This is a genomic window from Pseudomonas sp. CK-NBRI-02 (assembly GCF_008124495.1).
Taxonomy (GTDB): Bacteria; Pseudomonadota; Gammaproteobacteria; order Pseudomonadales; family Pseudomonadaceae; genus Aquipseudomonas; species Aquipseudomonas guariconensis.
The window spans coordinates 42212-63250 of sequence record NZ_VSJH01000021.1 but is presented as its reverse complement, the minus strand read 5'-3'; the positions used below and the strand labels follow the sequence as shown (position 1 = coordinate 63250).

At 64.0% G+C, this 21039-nt stretch carries 19 protein-coding genes; 13 read left to right on the top strand and 6 right to left on the bottom strand.

Going from position 1 to position 21039, the window contains the following annotated elements; translation table 11 throughout:
• Positions 1-19 precede the first annotated feature (19 nt).
• A complete protein-coding gene (locus DQ397_RS15155; protein WP_043212196.1) occupies positions 20-412 on the bottom strand; it encodes a GFA family protein in 393 nt (130 codons plus the stop codon).
• A 291-nt stretch (positions 413-703) separates the two neighbouring features.
• On the opposite strand from DQ397_RS15155, the gene DQ397_RS15150 reads away from it, so the two are divergent.
• Entirely contained in the window at positions 704-2452 is a 1749-nt protein-coding gene (locus DQ397_RS15150) for a BCCT family transporter (protein ID WP_043212194.1), read from the top strand.
• 110 nt (positions 2453-2562) lie between these two features.
• Here DQ397_RS15150 and ehuA read toward each other — a convergent pair whose 3' ends face one another.
• The 4 genes from ehuA to ehuB all read right to left on the bottom strand — a co-directional run bounded on the left by ehuA (position 2563) and on the right by ehuB (position 5652).
• Positions 2563-3420, bottom strand: coding sequence for an ectoine/hydroxyectoine ABC transporter ATP-binding protein EhuA (gene ehuA / locus DQ397_RS15145; RefSeq protein ID WP_043212192.1), 858 nt, complete (start codon positions 3418-3420; stop codon positions 2563-2565).
• Positions 3420-4076 (bottom strand): ectoine/hydroxyectoine ABC transporter permease subunit EhuD, encoded by a 657-nt coding sequence (ehuD, locus tag DQ397_RS15140; RefSeq protein ID WP_043212190.1) that lies wholly within the window; start codon positions 4074-4076, stop codon positions 3420-3422. Before ehuD ends, ehuA begins: the two co-directional genes overlap by 1 nt.
• The gene (gene ehuC / locus DQ397_RS15135) at positions 4073-4732 is read right to left on the bottom strand and encodes an ectoine/hydroxyectoine ABC transporter permease subunit EhuC (protein ID WP_043212187.1); all 660 of its coding nucleotides are present in this window, start codon (positions 4730-4732) and stop codon (positions 4073-4075) included. The genes ehuD and ehuC overlap by 4 nt, the downstream gene beginning before the upstream one ends.
• A gap of 62 nt (positions 4733-4794) precedes the next feature.
• Positions 4795-5652 (bottom strand): ectoine/hydroxyectoine ABC transporter substrate-binding protein EhuB, encoded by an 858-nt coding sequence (ehuB, locus tag DQ397_RS15130; protein WP_043212186.1) that lies wholly within the window; start codon positions 5650-5652, stop codon positions 4795-4797.
• 269 nt (positions 5653-5921) lie between these two features.
• On the opposite strand from ehuB, the gene DQ397_RS15125 reads away from it, so the two are divergent.
• From DQ397_RS15125 to DQ397_RS15095, 7 genes are all read left to right on the top strand, one after another.
• Complete coding sequence (locus tag DQ397_RS15125; protein ID WP_043212184.1) at positions 5922-7316, top strand: PLP-dependent aminotransferase family protein; 1395 nt, start codon at positions 5922-5924, stop codon at positions 7314-7316.
• Positions 7317-7466: 150 nt separating this feature from the next.
• Complete coding sequence (eutB, locus tag DQ397_RS15120) at positions 7467-8438, top strand: hydroxyectoine utilization dehydratase EutB (protein WP_043212182.1); 972 nt, start codon at positions 7467-7469, stop codon at positions 8436-8438.
• 31 nt (positions 8439-8469) lie between these two features.
• Entirely contained in the window at positions 8470-9462 is a 993-nt protein-coding gene (gene eutC / locus DQ397_RS15115) for an ectoine utilization protein EutC (RefSeq protein ID WP_090344465.1), read from the top strand.
• Positions 9463-9491: 29 nt separating this feature from the next.
• Positions 9492-10682, top strand: coding sequence for an ectoine hydrolase DoeA (gene doeA, locus DQ397_RS15110; protein WP_043212026.1), 1191 nt, complete (start codon positions 9492-9494; stop codon positions 10680-10682).
• 4 nt (positions 10683-10686) lie between these two features.
• Complete coding sequence (gene doeB / locus DQ397_RS15105) at positions 10687-11700, top strand: N(2)-acetyl-L-2,4-diaminobutanoate deacetylase DoeB (protein WP_043212028.1); 1014 nt, start codon at positions 10687-10689, stop codon at positions 11698-11700.
• Positions 11701-11741: 41 nt separating this feature from the next.
• The gene (locus DQ397_RS15100; protein ID WP_043212031.1) at positions 11742-13208 is read left to right on the top strand and encodes an NAD-dependent succinate-semialdehyde dehydrogenase; all 1467 of its coding nucleotides are present in this window, start codon (positions 11742-11744) and stop codon (positions 13206-13208) included.
• Positions 13209-13220: 12 nt separating this feature from the next.
• Positions 13221-14606: an aspartate aminotransferase family protein gene (locus DQ397_RS15095; protein WP_043212033.1), complete on the top strand. Its 1386-nt coding sequence runs from the start codon at positions 13221-13223 to the stop codon at positions 14604-14606.
• Positions 14607-14660: 54 nt separating this feature from the next.
• Here DQ397_RS15095 and DQ397_RS15090 read toward each other — a convergent pair whose 3' ends face one another.
• Positions 14661-15302 (bottom strand): LysE family translocator, encoded by a 642-nt coding sequence (locus DQ397_RS15090; protein WP_043212034.1) that lies wholly within the window; start codon positions 15300-15302, stop codon positions 14661-14663.
• A 152-nt stretch (positions 15303-15454) separates the two neighbouring features.
• Between DQ397_RS15090 and DQ397_RS15085 the strand changes: the two genes are divergently transcribed.
• From DQ397_RS15085 to DQ397_RS15065, 5 genes are all read left to right on the top strand, one after another.
• Positions 15455-16405 carry a ribonuclease Z gene (locus DQ397_RS15085; protein WP_043212036.1) on the top strand — a complete coding sequence of 317 codons (951 nt, stop codon included), beginning with the start codon at positions 15455-15457 and terminating at the stop codon, positions 16403-16405.
• Positions 16406-16537: 132 nt separating this feature from the next.
• Positions 16538-16963: a glycine zipper domain-containing protein gene (locus DQ397_RS15080; protein ID WP_043212037.1), complete on the top strand. Its 426-nt coding sequence runs from the start codon at positions 16538-16540 to the stop codon at positions 16961-16963.
• 182 nt (positions 16964-17145) lie between these two features.
• On the top strand, positions 17146-17670 hold the full coding sequence (locus DQ397_RS15075) for an RNA polymerase sigma factor (RefSeq protein ID WP_043212039.1): 525 nt from the start codon (positions 17146-17148) through the stop codon (positions 17668-17670).
• Positions 17667-18503, top strand: coding sequence for a FecR family protein (locus tag DQ397_RS15070; protein ID WP_043212040.1), 837 nt, complete (start codon positions 17667-17669; stop codon positions 18501-18503). The genes DQ397_RS15075 and DQ397_RS15070 overlap by 4 nt, the downstream gene beginning before the upstream one ends.
• A gap of 76 nt (positions 18504-18579) precedes the next feature.
• Entirely contained in the window at positions 18580-21024 is a 2445-nt protein-coding gene (locus DQ397_RS15065; RefSeq protein ID WP_043212042.1) for a TonB-dependent receptor, read from the top strand.
• Positions 21025-21039 lie beyond the last annotated feature (15 nt).

Here is a 21039-nt window from a genome sequence, read left to right as displayed (position 1 = left end):
CGAGACTGTCGGGTCGAAATCAGCCCTCGGTACGCCCCGTCCCTTCCCGATCGCCCGTGTAATGTCGGGCGAACGGGAACGCCGGCAACCACGCTTCACGCCGAACGGTCCAACTTTCGTAAGTTGGCGTGAACTGATCTGGCGCATCCAGCGCTCCGAGGTGGACCTCCACCTCATCCCCGCTTCGCGAAAACACCGACGAACCGCAGCGCGGGCAGAAAAACCGTCCGGCATAGTCACCCGTCCGGCCTTCGACCTTCACCGCCTCTTCGGGGAAAATCGCCGACGCGTGAAACAGTGCCCCATGGTGTTTTCGAAAATCGAGGCAATGACAAAGCCCCACTCTATAGGGCTGCCCCGAAGCCTCGAAGCGGACCTGACCGCAAAGGCAACCGCCTGTGAACAGGTGCATACCTGACCTCCTTTGGTCGTGATCTTGACGTCGCTGAAAAGGATAGTCCTACGAAGATTTCACTAGGTGTTCCGGCTCATCTTCTGGCCAAACGGCCAAATCGACAGCCCGCCATGGCGTCGTAACAAGGACGTGCCAGGACGGTCTGGGAATAGGAAGCCCCCTTTGGCCGGCAGGATAATCGCCGCTTGGCGGCTCGGCCTGACCGGGTCGCACGTCGTCGCGTAGCGGCAAGCACAACAACAACAAACCTGCAGCGGCCAGGCACCCACAAAAGGGGCATTACGACACATGGCAAAGGAAGAGAACGTTGAAACACTCGCCCTTGGCGTGACAGATCCTTCGCAGACCGAGGAAGCCAAGAAGGATCGTCACCTCGAAGGCAAGATCGACTGGATTGTCTTCGGCATCACCAGCATCCTCGCAGTCGCATTCGTCATCTGGGGCTTCGTCAGCCAAGCGAGCCTGGCCAAAAGCGCCTCCACCGCCCAGTCCTGGGTCATCGTCCATTTCGGTTGGTTCTTCGTTCTCACCTCGACCTTGTTCGTGGTCTTCGTGCTGTGGCTGGCCGCAAGCCGCTATGGAAAAGTCCCGTTGGGGCGCGATGGCGAGGCGCCGGAGTTTCGCACCGTGTCCTGGGTAGCGATGATGTTCAGCGCCGGCATGGGCATCGGTCTGATGTTCTTCGGCGTGGCTGAGCCACTGTCGCATTACGTCTCCCCGCCTCCAGGAACTGCCGCCGGACAAACCAGCGAGGCGATGCAGGTGGCCATGGCCACTACCCTGTTCCACTGGACGCTGCACCCCTGGGCCATGTACGCCATCGTCGGCCTGGTGATCGCCTACGGCACGTTCCGGCGCGGGCGCTCGCAGCTGATTTCCACGGCGTTCCGACCGCTGATCGGCCGCCATGCCAACGGCCCCATCGGCCGCGTGATCGACATGATGGCGATCTTCGCCACTTTGTTCGGCTCCGCCGCCTCCCTGGGCCTGGGCGCCCTGCAGATCGCCGGCGGCCTGGAGTACAACGGCTGGATCGAGCATCCCGGCAAAATCTTCTACATCTCGATCATCACCCTGCTGACCGTGGCCTTCGTCGCCTCGGCGGTGTCCGGTATCGGCAAGGGCATCCAGTGGCTGTCCAACACCAATATGGTGCTGGCGTTGGTGCTGGCGCTGTTCACCTTCATGGTCGGCCCGACGCTGCTGATGCTCAACCTGCTGCCGACCTCGATCGGCGTATACATCAAGATGCTCCCGGAAATGATGGCGCGCACCAGCGCCAGCGGTGGCGAGCAGATGGACAACTGGCTGGCCGGCTGGACCGTGTTCTACTGGGCCTGGTGGATTTCCTGGACGCCCTTCGTCGGCATGTTCATCGCGCGCATCAGCCGCGGGCGCACCATTCGCCAATTCGTCACCGGTGTGCTGCTGGTGCCTAGCCTGGTGAGCTTGATCTGGTTCACGATCTTCGGCGGTGCCGGTATCGATGCCCTGCAAGAAGGCACCTTCACCCTGGTCAATGGCGCCGTGAACAGCAACCACGCGCTCTACGAGCTGCTGGAAAGCTACCCGTGGGCGTCGGTGACTTCGGTATTGATCATGATCCTGGTGGGTATCTTCTTCGTCTCCGGCGCCGATGCCGCCTCCCTGGTGATGGGCACGCTGTCCGAGCACGGCACCACGGAGCCGTCCCGGGCCACGGTGATCTTCTGGGGCGCGCTGACCGGCACAGTAGCGGCGATCATGCTGGCGATCGGTGACCCGGCCAACCCAGGCGAGGCCCTGACCGGGCTGCAAAACCTCACGATCGTCGTGGCGTTGCCGTTCGTGATCGTGATGGTGCTGCTGTGCCTGGCGCTTTACCGCGACCTGCGCCGCGATCCGATGATGCTGCGTCACCTGCGCGGCAACGAGCTGATCGAGAAAGCCGTACTGTATGGCGCGGTCAAGCATGGCGAGGAGTTCTACATCGTCGTCCAGGAAAAGAAATCCGCCGTCAAACGCACCCACGCCGAGGCACAGGCCACAGAGACCTGAGGCCACTCAGCGCGGTGCGTGTGGGAGCGATTGCCCTGCTCCACCGCGCCGCCTGCTTCGCAGCGGTTCGACGCCGCGAACGGGCCATGGAAAATGGCACAGGATGGCCTTCAGTTGGCTTCCCTGACCGCACTCAGAAACGCCCGGGTCCGCTCCTGCTGAGGATGCTCGTACAGCTGGGCGGGCGCGCCCTGTTCGTGGATCTGCCCCTTGTAGAAGAAGCACACCCGATCCGCGAACTCGCGGGCAAAGCCCATCTGGTGGGTGACCATGAGCATGGTCAGGTTGTGCTCGCTGCCGAGCCTGCGGATGACATTGAGCACTTCACCGCACAGCTCCGGGTCCAAGGCCGAGGTGACCTCGTCGAACAGCATCACCTTGGGCCGCATGGCCAAGGCCCGGGCGATGGCCACCCGCTGTTGCTGGCCACCTGAAAGCTGCGAAGGGTAATGGTCGAACTTGTTGCCCAGCCCGACCATTTCCAGCAGTTCAGCGGCGCGCTCTCGGGCTTCGGCGGGCTTGATGCCAAGGACCTGCACTGGCGCTTCGATGACGTTCTGCAAGGCGCTCATGTGCGGGAACAGGTTGAAGCTCTGGAACACCATGCCGATCTTCGAGCGCACGCGGCGCACATGGCGGTCGTTGGCGCTCACCAGGGTGCCGTTGCGTCCTGGCATGTGGGTCAGCGATTCGCCGTCCACTTCGATCATGCCCTGGTCGATACCCTCCAGGGTCATCAGTACCCGTAGCAAGGTCGATTTGCCCGAGCCGCTGGGGCCGATGATCGCCACCTTCTCGCCCGGCGCGACTTCCAGGTTCAGGCCATCGAGCACGGTGAAGTTGCCGTAGCGTTTGGTCACGTCGCGAAAGGCGACGATCGGCTGGGCGATGGCCGGTTCCGGCATGGCGTGGTCCCGCTGCAGGGGGCTGGTGGTGAGGGTGGCGAGGTTCGAGACAGGCGCGATCATTAGCGTAACTCCAGGCGCACTTCGAGGCGCCGAACCAGATAGGCCAGAGCGATGCTCAAGGCCAGGAAGAACAGACCGACCAGGGTGATCGGCTCCAGGTAGCGGAAGCTTTCGGAGCCGACGTTCTTGGCCTGCTGCATGATTTCCACCACGGTGATGGCAGAGAGCACCGGGGTGTCCTTGAGCATCGCGATCAGGTAGTTGCCCAATGGCGGTAGGATCGGTCGCACCGCCTGGGGCAGGATGACCGTGCGGTAGGCCGTCCAGGGCGCGAAGTTCAACGCCACCACCGCCTCCCACTGGCTGCGCGGCACGGCGTCCAGGCCCCCGCGATAGACCTCGGCGAGGTAGCAAGCGTAGTGCAGGCCGATGCCGAGGATGCCCGCCTGCATCGCGCTCATGTTCACGCCATAGTTGGGCAGCACGTAGTACAGAAAGTACACCTGGATCAACAGCGGTGTGCTGCGGATGAACTCGATCAGCAAGGTCACCGGCCAGGCGATGACCACTTGCCGGCTACGTCGACCGATCGCCAGGAACAGCCCCAGAACGATCGCGATCAAAAAGCCCACCAGCGTGATGCCCAGGGTCTTGATCGAGGCCTGCAGCAACTGTGGCAGGATCTGCGCGACGTAGTTCCAGTCCCAGATATTCATGACAGGCTCCCCCGCAGGCGACCACGGCCCAGGCGCCGTTCGACGCCGCGCATGGTGAAGTTGATGACTTGCGCCAAGACGAAGTACAGCAGCAGGGTCAGGCTGAAGATCTCCAGGGTCTGGAAGGTCGCCTGATCCAGTTGGCGGGCGCGGAAGCTCAGGTCTGACAAGGTGATCAAGGACACCAGCGAGGTGTTCTTGAGCAGCTCGATCAACAGGTTGGTGCCCGGAGCGATCGCCGCCAGCAGTGCCTGGGGCAGGATGACCCGGCGAAAGCGGGTGGCCGGCGGCATGTTGAGGGCGACGCAGGCTTCATATTGCCCCTTGGCCACCGAGCCGATGGCCCCACGCATCACTTCGGCGCCATAGGCACCGATGTGCAGCCCCAGGCCGACGATGGCCACCGTGTAGGCGCTCAGCTCAAGGTTGAACGGCGGCAGCGGCAGGACGAAGAACAGCCAGAACAGCTGCACCAGCAGCGACGTGCCGCGAAACAGCTCGATGTACGCCACGCAGAACCAGCTCAAAGGCCGCCAGGACGAGCGCCTGCCAAGGGCCGCGAGTATCGCGGCGACAATGGCCAGCAGCGAGCCGAAGAATGTGACCTGGACAGTGATCCAGGCGCCTTGCAGTAACAGCGGTATCAATTCACCCATGGTTCGACCTGAATAATCGGATTACGCAGGGAACGGCATGGCAAGCGCCATGCCACCTCGATTCATTGCTGGGCACACAGCTCGGCGGCGGTCTTGTCGGTCACGTTGGAGCGGTCGAAGCCGAACGGCGCGACAGTCTTCAGGTGCTCCTCGCTGCCCAGCCAGCGCTTGAGCTCGGCATTGACCGCATCACGCAGGTCCTTGTCCTCTGGGCGAAACGCCAGAGCGCCATAGCCGGTATGGGACGGATCGTCGGTGAAGTCGGTGATCGCCTGGACCTTGTCGCCGCCCTTTTTCGCCAAGCCCTTCATGGTCAGCTGAGTGCCCACGGCGGCGTCCGCGCGACCGGCACGCACGGCTTGCAACTGCGCCGTGGTGTCGGGTACCTGAAGGATCTGCTCGTCCTTGACCCCGGATTCGCGGGCATAGGCGAGGTTGACGGTACCGGCCATGATCGCGAGCTTCACGTCGGGGTTCTTGGCGATGTCGGCATAGCTGTGCAGGCCTTTGGGGTTGCCGGCGGCCACCAGCAAGGTGTCGGGCAAGGCGTACTGCGGGTCGGTGAAGATCACCTGTTTGCAGCGCGCCGGCGTGATGTACATGCCGGCGGCGATCACATCGAAGCGCCCCGCCCGCAGACCAGGGATCAACGAGCCCCATTCGGTCAGCACGCCATCGACTTGCTTGATGCCCATCTTCTGGAAGATGACTTTGGCGATCTCGGGCGATTCGCCCGTGACTCGACCATCGGTCTCGGTGAAAGCGAACGGGGTTTCGTTGGCATATCCGATGCGGATACGGCTGTTTTCCTTGATGGTGTCGAGGGTCGTCGCCTGGGCGCTGGCTGCCAGGCCGATGGCCGCACAGGCCACCAGCAGGCGCTTGAGGGAAGAAACCGCGTTGGGGGAAGGCTGGCTCATCAATGAATCTCCTGTTTTGTTATCAAACCGTCGGCGACGGCTCTGTGTTTAGGAGGCAGTGGAGCAAAACAGCGAAGGCCGGGTGTGTCGTTCGATCGGTGCACAGCCCGAGCGTTCCGGCGGGCCGACGTAGTCTTGTTACTTACGGGTGTCGACCTTGGGCCGGAGCATACAAAAGCCCCGCAGCCGATGGGATTGCACTAGGACAATTGCCCGAAGATCCTGCGCGGGCGATGCTGTGTGCAGTCCCGGTCAGCGAAGCGATACACATGAAGAACTGGAAGAACGTCCTCGACTCGGCGCGCATCGGCGAGTCCAAGTACAAGCTGCTGGTGCAGGCCATCGCCGGGGAGATCGAGCGCGGCGAGCTGGTCCATGACCAGCGCCTGCCACCGCAGCGCCAGGTGGCCGATGCCCTGGGAATCAGCGTGCAGACAGTGACCAATGCCTACAAGGAACTGGAGCGCCAAGGCCTGGTGCGCTGCGAGATTGGCCGTGGCAGTTTCGTCAGCCGACGCATGAGCGACCGGGTGGCTGACGACATCATCGACCTGCCCGAGCGTACCCTGGTGGATTTTTCCATCACCCGCATCCTGCATACCCAGGCGCACGAGCGCATCTGGCGCGACACCTGCGCCGAGCTCAGCGTGGAAGAGGACCAACCCTGGATCCATGCCTACCGCCCGATCGCCGGGTTCGAGAGCCATCGCGAGGCCGCGGTGCGCTGGCTGGCCGGACTGGGCATGAATGTGGAGCGCGACGACGTGCTGGTCACCAACGGCGCGGCCCATGGCATCTTCCTGGCCTTGGCGTCGCTGGCCGGGCCGGATGATGTGGTGCTCTGCGAGGGGCTGACCGACCACGGCGTGATCGGCAATTCGCAGGTGCTGGGGTTCACTCTCAAGGGCCTGGAGATGGACCGCGACGGCATCGACCCGGAGCACTTCGAGGACTTGTGCAGCAACGAGCGGGTCACGGCTCTGGTGTGCACGCCCAACCTCAACAACCCCACCACCAGCCTGATGCCCGACGCCCGGCGCCGGGAGATCGCCGCCATCGCTCGGCGCTTTGGCGTGCACATCATCGAGGACGACGTCTACGGCCCCCTGCTGGGCGAGCGGCATGCGCCGCCGATCAGCCACTACGCGCCGGAGCTGTCGTTCTATTGCACCAGCATGACCAAGTCGGTGCTCACCGGGCTGCGGGTCGGCTACCTGGCGATGCCCAAGCGCCTGGCGCTACGCACCGAGAGCATCCTGCGGGTCAACAGCTGGATGGCTACCCCGCTGGTGGCGGAGATCGCCACCCGCTGGATCAACGACGGCCGCGCGGCGCAGTTGGCCGAACTGCAGCGCAAGCTGATCAGCGCCCGCCAGGCGATGGTGCGCGAACACCTGGGCGAGTACCTGTTGGGCAACCCGGCGCAGGCGCTCGGTGCCTGGCTGGGCATACCCGCGCACTGGGAAGTCGACAGCCTGGTCAGGGCACTGCGCCGTCGGCATATCGCCGTGACGCCCCCGGAACCGTTCCTGGTGCGCGGTACGCCACGGCCACGGGCGGTCAGGTTGTGTGTTGGCGCTGAATGCTCGGACACCAAGATGCGCAAGGCCCTGGCCGACATGCATGAACTGTTCGGCCAATACCCGCAGATCCATGAGCTTTGAAGCAGGACTGGAAGCCTGCGACAGGCCGCAAAGCCGCCCCGAATCCCCGCCATGAAAAAAATGTCCGGCAAATTGACCTAGTACATTCATCACGACAATTTGCCGCTCTTAGACTCCGCCCAACACAAGGTCACAGGTTGGGATGCGGTCATGTCAGTGCTTTCGCTTCACGATATCTACCTTGCCCATCAGCGCATCCAGGGGCTCGTGCGCCGCACGCCACTGGAGCACTCCCCTGCCCTGACCCGCCAGGTCGGCGTGCCGGTCTACCTCAAGCTCGAGTCCCAGCAGCTCACCGGTAGCTTCAAGCTGCGCGGCGCCAGCAACGCCATCGCCTGCCTCAGCGATGAACAGCGGGCACTGGGGGTGGTGACCGCCTCCACTGGCAACCACGGTCGGGCATTGGCTTACGCCGCGTCGCAACGGGGCGTGCCGGCGACCGTCTACCTGTCCGATCTGGTGCCCGCCAACAAGGTCCAGGCCATCCGTGACCTAGGCGCCGAAGTATGCATCGTCGGCCATTCCCAGGACGACGCCCAGCACGCCGCCCTGCGCCATGCCCAGGAACAGGGCGCGACGCTGGTTCCGCCGTTCGACCACCCGGACGTGATCGCAGGCCAAGGCACCCTGGGCCTGGAAATCCTCGAACAACTGCCCGAGGTCACCCAGGTGCTTGTACCGCTTTCCGGCGGTGGTCTGTTCGCCGGCGTCGCCTTGGCCGTCAAAAGCATCAACCCGGCCATCACCACCCACGGCATCAGCATGCACCGCGGCGCGGCCATGCACGCCAGTCTGCAGGCCGGCCACCCGGTCGAGGTGCAAGAACTGCCGACCCTGGCCGACTCCCTCGGCGGCGGTATCGGCCTGGACAACCGCCACACCTTCGCCCTCACCCAACGCCTGCTCGACCAAGTCCATCTGCTCGACGAAGCCGCCATCGCCAATGGCCTGCGTCACGCGTATCAGCAGGAGCGATTGGTGCTCGAGGGCGCCGCTGCAGTGGGTATCGCCGCCCTGCTCGAGGGCCGGGTGCCCGCTCGCGGGCCGATCGTGGTGGTGGTCAGCGGACGCAATGTCGACACCGCACAACACCTGCGGGTGATCAACGGCGCCGCTGCCTGAGGTTTTTTTTTCGCTCACTGGAGGTTCACCGATGCCGGCCATCACCTTGCTCAACGAAGCCGACCTGCGAGACTGCATCACCCTCGACCACGCTGCGATCGATACTGTCGAGCAGGCATTCGCCCTGCTGGCCACGGCCAAGGTGGCCATGCCGCCGATTCTTCGGCTGGACGTGCCGGAGCACAACGGCGAGGTGGACGTGAAAACCGCCTACCTGCCGGGCATCGAGCGATTCGCGATCAAGGTCAGCCCGGGGTTCTTCGACAACCCCAGCCTTGGCCTGCCCAGCCTCAACGGCATGATGATGCTGCTTTCAGCCCGCACCGGCCTGCTCGATGCGCTGTTGCTGGACAACGGCTACCTCACCGCCGTGCGCACCGCTGCCGCCGGCGCGGTGGCGGCGCGCTGGCTGGCCCGCGAAGACAGCCGCTGCGCGGCCCTGATCGGCAGCGGCGAACAGGCTCGCCTGCAGTTGCAGGCGCTGCGCCTGGTACGCCCGATCGAGCGGGTGCAGCTGTGGGCACGCGATGCAGCAAAGGCCGCGGCGCTGGGCGATGAGCTGGGACGCGACGGCCACTTGCAGGTCGCAGTCTGCGACAGTGTCGACCAGGCCATGCACGGCGCGGACATTGCCATCACCTGCACGCCAAGCCGCGAGCCGTTGATCCATCCCAGGCACCTGAAACCCGGCCTGCACATCACCGCCATGGGCTCGGATGCCGAGCACAAGAACGAGATCGCACCGCAAGTGGTGGCCCAGGTGGAGCGCTATGTCGCCGACCGCCTTGGCCAGACCCGGTTGCTCGGCGAGCTGCACCACGCCCTGCGCGCTGGGGTGGTGAAAGACGAAAGCCGCTTCTGCGAGCTCGGCCAGGTCATCGCCGGCCAACAGCCAGGTCGCCTCAGCGCCGCTCAGATCACCTTGTGCGACCTGACCGGCACCGGCGCCCAGGACACTGCCATCGCCAACCTCGCCTTCGAGCGCGCCCGCGCTGCCGGCAAAGGCCTGGCATTCAACAGCTGAACCCACCCCACTCATCAGAGGGCATTGCAATGTCTCAGTCAGTGGTCAACCTGCCATTCAGCCGGCAGGAATACGCCCAGCGCCTGGCCAAGACCCGCGCCGCCATGCAGGCGCAGGGCCTGGACCTGTTGCTGGTCACCGATCCGTCGAACATGGCCTGGCTAACCGGCTATGACGGCTGGTCGTTCTACGTCCATCAGTGCGTGTTGCTGGCGCAGGAAGGCGAACCGATCTGGTTCGGCCGCGGCCAGGACGCCAACGGCGCCAAGCGCACGGTATTCATGGACCACGACAACATCGTCGGCTACCCGGACATTTACGTGCAGTCGCGCGAGCGTCACCCGATGGACTACCTGTGCCAGGAAGTGATCCTGGCCAAGGGCTGGGGCGCGCTCAACATCGGCGTGGAGATGGACAACTACTACTTCAGCGCCGCTGCCTACCAGGCCCTGTGCCGCCATTTGCCCCAGGCGACCTTCAGCGATGCCGCCGGGCTGGTCAACTGGCAGCGGGCGGTGAAGTCCCCGCAGGAAATCGAGTACATGCGCATCGCCGCACGCATCGTCGAGAAGATGCATGCGCGCATCCTCGAACGCATCGAACCAGGCATGCGCAAGAATGAGCTGGTGGCCGAGATCTACAGCAGCGGCATTCTCGGTGTGGACGGCCATGGTGGGGATTACCCGGCCATCGTGCCTTTGCTACCGACCGGCGCCGACGCCAGCGCCCCGCACCTGACCTGGGACGACTCCCCGTTCGTCAAAGGCGCCGGGACCTTCTTCGAGATCGCTGGCTGTTACAAGCGTTACCACTGCCCGCTGTCGCGCACGGTGTACCTCGGCAAGCCGCCACGGCACTTTCTCGAAGGCGAGAAAGCCGTGGTCGAAGGCATCGCCGCCGGCCTTGAGGCCGCCCGCCCCGGCAACACTACCGGTGACATCGCCAAGGCGTTCTTCAAGGTGCTGGAGAAGTTCGGCATTCACAAAGACAGCCGGTGCGGCTACCCGATCGGCCTCAGTTATCCGCCGGATTGGGGCGAGCGCACCATGAGCCTGCGCCCCAGCGACACCAGCGTGCTGCAACCGGGCATGACCTTCCATTTCATGCCAGGGCTGTGGATGGACGACTGGGGGCTTGAGATCACCGAAAGCATCCTGATCACCGAGACCGGGGTCCAGACCCTGTGCGACGTGCCACGCCAGTTGTTCGTCAAGGACTGATGCCATGAACGCATTCACAGACACCGAAGTGGCCAACCCGATCAGCAGCACGGTGGACTTCACCCGCGATGGCGTGCAACACGGGTTTCTCAAGCTGCCCCATTCGCGCGACGACTCGGCCTGGGGCGCGGTGATGATTCCGATCACCGTGGTCAAGCACGGCGACGGCCCGACCGCGCTGCTCACCGGCGGCAACCATGGCGACGAATACGAAGGACCTGTGGCGCTCAGCAAGCTGGCCCAGCGGCTGCGCGCCGACCAGGTCAGCGGACGGGTGATCATCGTGCCGTTCATGAACACCCCGGCGTTCCATGCCGGCACCCGCACCTCGCCGATCGACCAGGGAAACCTCAACCGCAGCTTTCCGGGCAAGCCCGATGGCACAGTCACACAGAAAATCGCCGATTACTTCCGACGCACCTTGCTGCCGATGGCCGATGTGGTGCTGGACATCCACTCCGGTGGCCGCACCCTGGACTTTCTGCCCTTCGCCGCCTGCCACGTACTGCCCGACAAGGCCCAGCAGGCACGCTGCGAAGCGGGCATGCGGGCGTTCGCAGCGCCCTATGCCATGCGCATGCTCGAGCTCGATGCCCAGGCCATGTACGACACCGCTGCCGAGGCCCAGGGCAAGGTGTTCGTCACCACCGAACTGGGGGGTGGTGGCACCGCCACGGCGCGCAGCGTGGCCCTGGCCGAACGTGGCGTGCACAACCTGCTGGTGCATGCCGGCATCCTGAAAGGCGAGGTCACGCCCGACGAATCGATCATGCTCGACATGCCCGATGGCGACTGCTTCATCGCCAGCGAGCACGACGGCCTGCTGGAGATGTGCCGCGACCTGGGCGAACAGGTCAGCCAGGGCGAAGTGATCGCCCGCATCCACGACATTCGCCGCACCGGCAGCGCGCCGGTGGAGTACCGCGCCCGTCGCGACGGCCTGCTGGCCGCCCGGCATTTTCCCGGACTGGTGCAGTGCGGCGACACCCTGGCGGTGATCGCGGACGTACTGGCATAGACGGCACGCACGCGACGACAACGAGAGGTAGGGGAAACATCATGTCGAACGAATACCCATTCAAATCCCTGTGCTACGTCGACGGCCAATGGGTGCACAGCACCAGCGGCAACAGCATCGCCGTGCTCGACCCCGGCAACCGCCAGACCATCGGCCATGTGCCGCTGCTCGATCACGAGCAGATCGTCGCCGCGGTGGACGCCGCCCAGCGTGCCTTCGGCCCCTGGCGCAAGCTGCGCCTTGAGGAACGTGCGACCCTGCTGCGCCGCTGGGGTGAACTGATCATCGAACACCAGGAGGCCCTGGCGCGCATCCTCAGCCAGGAGCAAGGCAAACCGCTGGCCGAGGCCCGCGGCGAGATCGCCTATGCCGCAAGTTTCATTCCCTGGTTCGCCGAAGAGGCCCGACGCCTGTATGGCCAGACCATCCCCAGCCATATCCCCGGCGCAGACCTGGGCACGGTAAAGGAGCCGGTGGGCGTGTGCGCGCTGCTTACCCCGTGGAACTTCCCCAGCGCGATGATCACCCGCAAAGCCGCCGCCGCCCTGGCGGCAGGCTGCACCGTGGTGGTCAAGCCCGCCCACGAGACGCCCTACTCGGCGCTGGCCTTGGCCGCGCTGGCCGAGGCGGCGGGCTTTGCGCCCGGGGTGTTCAACGTGGTGATCGGCGAACCGCAGATGACGATGGAGACCCTGGTACGTGATCCACGGGTGCGCTCGGTCAGCTTCACCGGCTCCACCCGGGTCGGCAAGCTGGTGTTGCAGGCGGCGGCGCAAGACGTGAAGAAGGTCGCCCTGGAGCTCGGTGGCAACGCGCCATTCATCGTCTGCGCCGATGCCGACCTGGACCTGGCAGTGAAGGTGGCCGTGGCCGCGAAGTTCCAGACCTCCGGGCAGGACTGCTGCGCGGCCAACCGAATCATGGTCCAGCGCCCACTGTACGAGGCCTTCCTGGCGCGCTTCGCCGAGGCGGTGCGGGCGCTGCGGGTAGGGCCGGCGATGGTGGACGGCCAGGAAACCCCGGCCGACGTCGGCCCCCTGATGCACCAGGGCGCGTTCGACGCCACGGTGGCACGGGTCGACGACGCCATCGCCCAAGGCGCCCGCCGCCTGGTGGGCGGTGAAACCCACGCCTTGGGCGGCTGGTTCTACCAGCCAACGGTGCTGGCCGACGTGACCCCTGGCATGCGCATCTACCAGGAAGAGAACTTCGCACCGATTGCCGGGGTCATGCCCTTCGACACCCTGGAGCAGGCCATCGAGATGGCCAACGACACCGAGTACGGGCTGGCCGCCTACATCTGCTCCAACCGCCTGGACGTGGTCCACCCGCTGATCCGACGGCTGGACCACGCCATGGTCGCGGTCAACGGCGTGAAATTCACCGGCCACCCCATCCCCTTCGGCGGTATGAAGGCCTCAGGCCTTGGCCGCGAAGGCGGCAGCGAAGGCTTCGAGCCTTTCGTCGAAACCAAATACTTTTGCCTGCACCATCAAGGTCAACTCTAAGGAGTGTTTGCCATGAACCCAGAATACAACCAGCTGTTCGAACAAGACCGCGCCCACTTCATGCACCCCTCGACCCACGCCCATGACCATGCCAGCGGCGCACTCAAGGGGCGGATCATCACCGGCGCCGAAGGCATTCGCCTGCGCGACCACGAAGGGCGCGAACTGATCGATGCCTTCGCCGGCCTGTACTGCGTCAACATCGGCTACGGCCGCACCGAGGTGGCCGACGCCATCCACCGCCAAGCCAAGGAGCTGGCGTACTACCACACGTATGTGGGCCACTCGACCGAGGCGATCATCGAGCTCTCCAGCCGGATCATCGACTGGGCGCCGGCGGGCATGAAAAAGGTCTATTACGGCCTCTCCGGCTCCGACGCCAACGAGACCCAAGTCAAGTTGGTGCGCTACTACAACAACATCCTCGGTCGCCCGAACAAGAAGAAGATCATCTCCCGTGATCGTGGCTACCACGGATCGGGCATCATGACCGGCAGCCTCACCGGCCTGCCCAGCTTCCACCAGCACTTCGACCTGCCGGTCGAAGGCGTCAAGCACACCGTCTGCCCGCACTGGTACCGCAAGGCCCCGGCCGGCATGGACGAGCAAGCCTTCGTGCAGTACTGCGCCGATGAGCTGGAGAAACTGATTCTCGCCGAAGGCCCGGAGACCGTGGCAGCCTTCATCGGCGAGCCGTTGATGGGCACCGGCGGCATCATCGTCCCGCCCAAGGGCTACTGGACGGCGATCCAGGCCGTGCTGGACCGCTACGACGTGTTGCTGATCGCCGACGAAGTGGTCTGCGCCTTCGGCCGCCTGGGCTCCAAAATGGGCAGCCAGCGCTACGGCATCCGCCCGGACCTGATCACCACCGCCAAAGGCCTGACCAGCGCCTATGCACCGCTGTCGGCGGTGATCGTCGGAGAGAAGGTGTGGAACGTGATCGAAGAAGGCTCGCGCAAGGCCGGCCCCATGGGCCACGGTTGGACCTATTCCGGCCATCCGATCTGCGCGGCAGCGGCGCTGGCTAACCTGGACATCCTCGAGCGCGAAGACCTGACCGGCAATGCAGCCGTGGTCGGCGCCTACCTCAACCAGCGCATGCGCGAGACCTTCGAAGGCCATCCGCTGGTCGGTGAAGTGCGCGGCGATGGCATGCTGTGCGCGGTCGAGTTCATGGCCGACCGTGATGCCCGTACTGCGTTCGACCCGGCCCTGAAGGTCGGCCCGCAGGTGTCGGCGGCCTGTCTGGAGCGTGGCATGATCGCGCGAGCCATGCCCCACGGCGACATCCTCGGCTTTGCGCCACCGCTGGTGCTGGACAAGCAGGATGCCGAGCGCATCGTGGCCATCACCAAGGCCGCCGTGGATGAGGTGGCCGGAAAAGTGTTGGGTTAACGAAATGGGGCGCCAAGCGCCCCCCTTTTCGTCTGCAAAGCACCGCTCGGTGCCTCACGCGGCCTGCCGGCGCATGGTCAGGATGGCAGCGCCAAAACCGATGAACGTTGACCCCACCACCCGACTGACCCACCGCGACAACGCAGGACGGGTCAGCACTCCCTTGGCCCGCGACGCGAGAGCGGCATACAGGCTCAACGACACCAGCGACAAAGCCATGAAGATCGAAGTGAGGATCAGGAACTGCGGCAGCAGTGCCGCTTGTTGGTCGATGAACTGTGGGAACAAGGCCGTGAAGAACATCGTCGCCTTGGGGTTGGTCACCGCCGTGAGGAAGGCGGACTTGTAGAGTTTCCAGCGTGTGGGGCGGGCCTTCTGCGCACTCGCTTCGACGCCTTGCGCCAGCATCGGACCTTTCTTGAGCAACTGCCTGGCGCCCAGATAGAACAGATAGCCCGCGCCGAGAATCTTCACCGCGTTGAACAGCCATTCGGAACTGGCCAGCAGCGCCCCCAGGCCAAGCATTGCGGCCGAGGACAGGCAGAACAGGCCACTGGCATTGCCGATCGAGGACCACACCGCGCTGCGCTGTCCGTGCGCCAGGCTGTTATTGATGGCCATCAAGGTGGCGGGCCCGGGGCTGGCAATGGCAATCGCGGCGACCACGGTGAAGGCGAGAATCGAATGAACGTCCATAGCCAAAGCTCTAAGCAAAATGAAGACTAAATCTTACAGAAATACCCTACTGATCGGCGCGTGGGACGCATCTTTTCGATCCTCGGGCCACCGGCTTGCCTCACGGCAGGGTCACCCGTGAAAATGCCGCTATCCCCCTAAGGAGCCCACCCATGGATCTGCAGTTTCTGGGCACTTCAGCCGGTGTTCCCACCAAGGCGCGCAACGTGACCGGCACCGCCGTCATCGAAGCGACTGGAAGCCATTGGTACCTGGTCGACTGCGGAGAAGCCACCCAGCACCAATTGCTCCATACCTCGCTGTCGATCCGCGACCTGCGAGGCGTGTTCATCACCCACGTCCACGGCGACCACTGCTTCGGCCTCCCAGGCCTGCTGGCCAGCGCAGGCATGTCCGGGCGCACCGAGCCCCTGGATCTGATCACACCGGCGGCGCTGCACGACTGGATACGCCTGAGCCTTGCGGTCAGCCAGACCTTCCTGACCTTCGAACTGCGCCTATTGGCGGTGGAAGCACTCGGCACCTGGCACAACGACAATATCCAGGTGAGCACCGTGGCGCTTTCTCACCGCGTCCCCAGCCACGGCTTTGTGTTCACCGAAATCAACCCCGAACCACGCCTGGACATCCAGCGCCTGGACGCCGAGGGGATCCCGCGGGGTCCTTTGTGGGGCGAGCTGGCCCATGGCAATCCGGTCGTACACGACGGCCGCAGGCTCAACCCTCAGGAATACCTGCGCGCGTCCCGCCCTGCCCGGCGCATCATCGTCTGTGGCGACAACGACACCCCAGGCCTGCTCGCCGAGGTGGCAAAGGACGTGGATGTGCTGGTGCACGAGGCGACCTTCACCCAACCGCTGATCGAGCGCACCCAGGCCACCTTCGGCCACAGCACGGCCGCCGCGGTGGCGCAGTTCGCCGAACAGGCGGGGGTGAAGAATCTGGTGCTCACCCACTTCAGTGCCCGCTATCAGCCCAACCCCCAGCGCAGCCCGTCCATCGCAGACGTGCATCAGGAAGCCCTGGCACACTACCGCGGCAACCTGATCCTGGCGCAAGACCTGCGGCGTTATCACATGACGCGCGACGGGCACTTGACATGAAACGCCCCGACCAACGGCCATAGTGCTCGTCGAATGCTTGACCTGAGTCCAGAGCCCATCGGTTTTTCGTTGACCGTGCCCACGCCGGGCCGCAGACTTCGCGCTCGTGATTCATCCTGAGATCTGTAAAACATGCGCAAGTCATTTCCTGTAATCGCACTGTTCACCTTGATGGCCAGCTCGTATGCCATCGCCGGCGAAACCACCAACACCGCGGTCGGCGGTGGTGTCGGCGGAGCTCTGGGGAGTGTGGTCGGTCAGGCCATTGGTGGTAGTACGGGTGCCGCGATCGGCGCCGGCGTTGGCGGCGCGGCAGGCGGTGCGGTGTCGGCCAAGCACGGCAAGAAAACCGAAGCCGCCATCGGCGGTGGCCTGGGCGCCGCAGGTGGCCAGGTGCTGGGCAACAAGGTTGGCGGCTCCACCGGCGGCGCCATCGGTGCCGGCCTGGGCGGCGCGGCGGGCAGTGCCATCGGCAACAGCATGGCCGATGACGATCACAATCACAGCCACAACTCCGGCAAGAAACACAAGCACAAGAAGCACAAGCATCACGATTGATCGCTTGGGCACTCCCACAGGGGACGACGCAACGCGTCCCTTGTGGCGCCAAAGCTCCAACCAAGCTCGACCCCCGCCTTCGTTCGACGATTACCATTGTGAAAGATGGTATTTATTCGCAATTATTTCTCATTTACACTCGCCCACTCGCTTCGAAAGCAAGCTTTCTTCCTGGGTGCATCGTGTCGTTCGATCCCGCCAAACCGACGCTGCTGACCACACTGGTCCGGCACTACGACGAGCTCGTGGAGCACATTCGCCGACGCTTCGGTGACAAAAGCTCAGCGCGCGACGTGGTGCATGACGTGTGCGTGCAGTTGCTCGAGCGAGGCGAAAAGGAAGAAGTCCGCAGCCCCCTCGCCCTGCTGCGCAAAATCTCCCACGACACCGCCATCAGCCGCTACCGTGGCGAGCGCCGTCGAGCCGCCTGGGTGGAGGCCGCCAGCGAACTGCCCGAGATCCCCTGTACCGCTGCCACCCCCGTGAACCGATACGAGGCCGAGCGTGAGTTTCAATTGCTCGTCGATGCGATCGCCGCACTGCCTGCGCGCTGTCAGGCGGTGTTCGTCCTGCATAAAATCCACGAAATCCCTCAAGCAGAAGTGGCAAAGCACCTTGGTATTTCCATCAAGACAGTGGAAAAGCATCTTCGCCTGGGGCTTGCCGCATGCAGGGCAACGCTCGGACGTGACGAGGTGCATCCATGACCCATGACACCGACAAGGGGCGATTGGATGAGGCCCTTGGACGGCATCGTGAAGACCTCAAGCGGCTGTTTCCCGTTCCGCCAGCCAAGCCGACAGCGCGCAAACCAGCCAAGGCCGCCGCGCTCATGCTGTTGGCCGCGCTGGCCATCGGTGCCCTGGGCTGGTTGAACCCTGCCTACAAGCAAGAGCGATTCACCACTGCGGTCGGCGAGCGGCGCGCTGTTGCGCTTGCCGATGGCAGCGAACTGCTGCTCGACAGCGCCAGCGCTATCGATGTCCGCTGGCGTGTGTTCAGTCGCGATGTGGATCTTCGCGCCGGCCAGGTCCTGTTCGAGGTGTCTTCGGCCGTTTACCGCCCCTTCGTGGTGTCGGCAGGTTCGGCCAGGGTCCAGGTGCTTGGCACACTGTTCAATGTCCGTCGACTGGATGACGACAATGTTCGGGTGACGTTGGCGCGGGGCCGTGTGGAAGTCGATACACCGGCAACCGTGCAAACGCCGGTCATCCTGGCGCCAGGGCAACAGGTCGATGCGATCGGTGGACAGCTCACGACGGTAGCGAAGGTTGACGCGACCAAGGCGATGGCCTGGAAACATGATCGCATCGTGTTCGAGCAAACACCGCTGGACGAGGCCGTTGCCGTGCTTCGCCACTATCGAACGGCGCCCATCGAGCTGGGTGACCCAAGCCTGGCGGCGCTCAAGGTGACTGGCGTGTTCCAGGCGCACAACGTCGATCTGCTGCTGGATCTGCTCCCAAGCATCCTGCCTGTTTCCCTGTCGCGCCAGGAAGACGGCAGCGTCCAGGTCGAACGCCGGGCGCCCGGAAAATAAATACTCAAGCGAAGGTAGGGTTTTTCGATTCCCCAGACGGCTAGTTGAAAAAGCCAACTACAAAGGAACTCGAGAAGTGCATTCTTCCTTGCGCGGTCGCTCTCTACGCTTGTCGTTACTCGCCAGCAGCCTGTTCATCGCGATATCGGCTCAAGGCCAGGAACTGGTGAACATCGATCTGCCGGCCGCCCCGCTTGGCCAGGCCATCAACACCCTGGCACAGCAATCCTCGGTACAGATCATCTTTGCAGGCGACCTGGGTGCAGGCCAACAGGCGCCTGCGCTGAAGGGGCGATTCACGCCAGAGCAAGCACTGCAAAAACTGCTCGAGCACTCAGGGCTGCAGGTACAGGCCAAGGATGCGCATACCTTCATCATCGTCCCCTCCGAGCAAATCCAGGCCACCCCCTCGCCGATCACCCGCAGCGAACCTGTTGAAATGGCGCAGATGGAAATCACCTCTTCGCGTACCCGCAGCGACCTGGTCTCGGCAACTCGGCAATCGACACTGATCGACCACGACCAGCTACAGGCGCTACGCCAAGGCTCCGAGAGCCTGGCCACGGTACTGGCCAAGGCGATTCCTGGCATGTCCGACTCCAGCCGCACCGTCACCGAATACGGCCAGACCTTGCGCGGGCGCAGCATGTTGATCATGGTCGACGGCGTACCGCTCAACACCAACCGCGACTCCTCGCGCAACCTGGCCAACATCGACCCGGCACTGATCGAACAGGTCGAAGTCATCCGCGGCAGCAGCGCCATTTATGGCAGCGGCGCCACAGGCGGCATCATCTCCATCACTACCCGCCCTGCCGGTGGCGAGAACCGCGCGCAGACCAGCCTGAGCGCCACCTCGCCCCTCACCAGGCTGGGCAGCGATGGCCTGGGCGGGCAGTTCCAGCAGTATGTCGCAGGCTCCCAAGGCGCGGTGGACTATGCCTTCGATTTCGGCACCCGCCACATCGGTGCTTCGTACGATGCCCACGGCGACCGCATTGCGCCTGAGCCCAGCCAGGGGGACCTGTTCGACGCCAACATCTATAACATCGGCGGCAAGCTTGGCCTGCACATCGACGAAAACCAACGGGTGCAGCTGGGTGTCAGCCACTACGACGCGCGCCAGGACACCGACTACGCCACCGACCCACGCGTCGCCAAACTGCCAGCAGGCTCGGTACCGGCCAACGCGATCAAGGGACTGGATCTGGACGAGCAGAACCGCATTCGCAACACCCTGGTGAATCTGGAATACGAGCATCTCGATATCCTCTCGAGCCGGCTTTCCGCCCAGCTGTACTACCGGGACTATTTCACGCGCTTCACGCCATTCGACGCCCGCGCCGTCGCCACCCGTGGCGGCAACGTGGACCAGGTGATGCAGAACAGCGAAGTGTTCGGCAGCCGCCTGACCTTGCGCACCCCGCTCGGGCAAAGTGGCAATACCGAATTGGTCTGGGGCGGCGACTACAACCAGGAGCGCAGCGACATGCCACTGGATGTATTCGACCCCGCGGCTTATGACGCCAGTGGTGGCCTTGTCTTCGACAAGATCGGCAAGCTCACCTACATGCCGCCGCTCAAGACCCGAAGCGCAGGCGCGTTCGCCCAACTTCAGCATCGTTTCGACGAGCACTGGTCGATCGACGGCGGGCTGCGATACGAATACTCCACCGCCCAGTTCGATGACTTCGTTCCACTGTCCGAATCCCGGGCCACCTCGCCCGTGGCAGTCGAAGGGGGGCGGATCCACTACGATGCGGTGCTTTCGAACCTTGGCATCGTCTATTCGCCAGTGCTCGGCCAGGAGATCTATGCCTCCTTCAGCCAGGGCTTCCAGCTGCCTGATGTGGGTATCCAACTGCGAAACGCACGCCGTGGTTTCGATCTGAGCGCCTCGAACCTGGAACCTGTGAAAACCAACAACTATGAGCTTGGCTGGCGAGGGGAACTGGGCAGCAACACGCTAGGCACCCTGGCGTTGTTCTACACCACGTCCAAGCTGGGCGATGTGCAAAGCTTCAACAACGGCTTGATCCTGACCCGGACCAAAGAGCGCATCTATGGCGTCGAAGCCAGCGCCGACTGGCTGTCGGACGATGAGATCTGGGGCGCCGGCGGCAGCGCGACCTGGATGCAAGGACGAGAAAAGCCAGACGGCAAAGACTGGCAAGACATGACCGGCTACCGCGTTCCTCCGCTGAAACTGACCGCTTACCTGCAGTACAAGCCGAATTTCGACTGGAGCAACCGACTGCAAGCCACCTTCTTCGACTCCAAGGACTATCGCCTCGATGGCATGGACAGCTTCGGCCGGCACCAGGTCGACACCTACACGACCGTGGATCTGATCAGCCAGTACCAGGTCTCCCCTGACGACAAGGTGAGCGTGGGCATCCAGAACCTGTTCAATCGCGACTACTACCCGCTCTACAGCCAGTTGTTGCGCAATAACAACAACACCAGCCATCTGCCAGCACCCGGCATGGTGTTGACGGCCAGTTATACGCACGACTGGTAACCCCATGGGGCACCA

What these genes read in the sequence shown, in the direction of transcription:
- doeA (WP_043212026.1), top strand. Translation starts at nt 9,492, where the DNA reads ATGTCTCAGTCAGTGGTCAACCTGCCATTCAGCCGGCAGGAATACGCC.
- ehuA (WP_043212192.1), bottom strand. Translation starts at nt 3,420, where the DNA reads ATGATCGCGCCTGTCTCGAACCTCGCCACCCTCACCACCAGCCCCCTG.
- ehuB (WP_043212186.1), bottom strand. Translation starts at nt 5,652, where the DNA reads ATGAGCCAGCCTTCCCCCAACGCGGTTTCTTCCCTCAAGCGCCTGCTG.
- DQ397_RS15070 (WP_043212040.1), top strand. Translation starts at nt 17,667, where the DNA reads ATGACCCATGACACCGACAAGGGGCGATTGGATGAGGCCCTTGGACGG.
- DQ397_RS15150 (WP_043212194.1), top strand. Translation starts at nt 704, where the DNA reads ATGGCAAAGGAAGAGAACGTTGAAACACTCGCCCTTGGCGTGACAGAT.
- DQ397_RS15100 (WP_043212031.1), top strand. Translation starts at nt 11,742, where the DNA reads ATGTCGAACGAATACCCATTCAAATCCCTGTGCTACGTCGACGGCCAA.
- DQ397_RS15080 (WP_043212037.1), top strand. Translation starts at nt 16,538, where the DNA reads ATGCGCAAGTCATTTCCTGTAATCGCACTGTTCACCTTGATGGCCAGC.
- ehuD (WP_043212190.1), bottom strand. Translation starts at nt 4,076, where the DNA reads ATGAATATCTGGGACTGGAACTACGTCGCGCAGATCCTGCCACAGTTG.
- DQ397_RS15095 (WP_043212033.1), top strand. Translation starts at nt 13,221, where the DNA reads ATGAACCCAGAATACAACCAGCTGTTCGAACAAGACCGCGCCCACTTC.
- doeB (WP_043212028.1), top strand. Translation starts at nt 10,687, where the DNA reads ATGAACGCATTCACAGACACCGAAGTGGCCAACCCGATCAGCAGCACG.
- ehuC (WP_043212187.1), bottom strand. Translation starts at nt 4,732, where the DNA reads ATGGGTGAATTGATACCGCTGTTACTGCAAGGCGCCTGGATCACTGTC.
- DQ397_RS15090 (WP_043212034.1), bottom strand. Translation starts at nt 15,302, where the DNA reads ATGGACGTTCATTCGATTCTCGCCTTCACCGTGGTCGCCGCGATTGCC.
- DQ397_RS15125 (WP_043212184.1), top strand. Translation starts at nt 5,922, where the DNA reads ATGAAGAACTGGAAGAACGTCCTCGACTCGGCGCGCATCGGCGAGTCC.
- DQ397_RS15155 (WP_043212196.1), bottom strand. Translation starts at nt 412, where the DNA reads ATGCACCTGTTCACAGGCGGTTGCCTTTGCGGTCAGGTCCGCTTCGAG.
- DQ397_RS15085 (WP_043212036.1), top strand. Translation starts at nt 15,455, where the DNA reads ATGGATCTGCAGTTTCTGGGCACTTCAGCCGGTGTTCCCACCAAGGCG.
- eutC (WP_090344465.1), top strand. Translation starts at nt 8,470, where the DNA reads ATGCCGGCCATCACCTTGCTCAACGAAGCCGACCTGCGAGACTGCATC.
- eutB (WP_043212182.1), top strand. Translation starts at nt 7,467, where the DNA reads ATGTCAGTGCTTTCGCTTCACGATATCTACCTTGCCCATCAGCGCATC.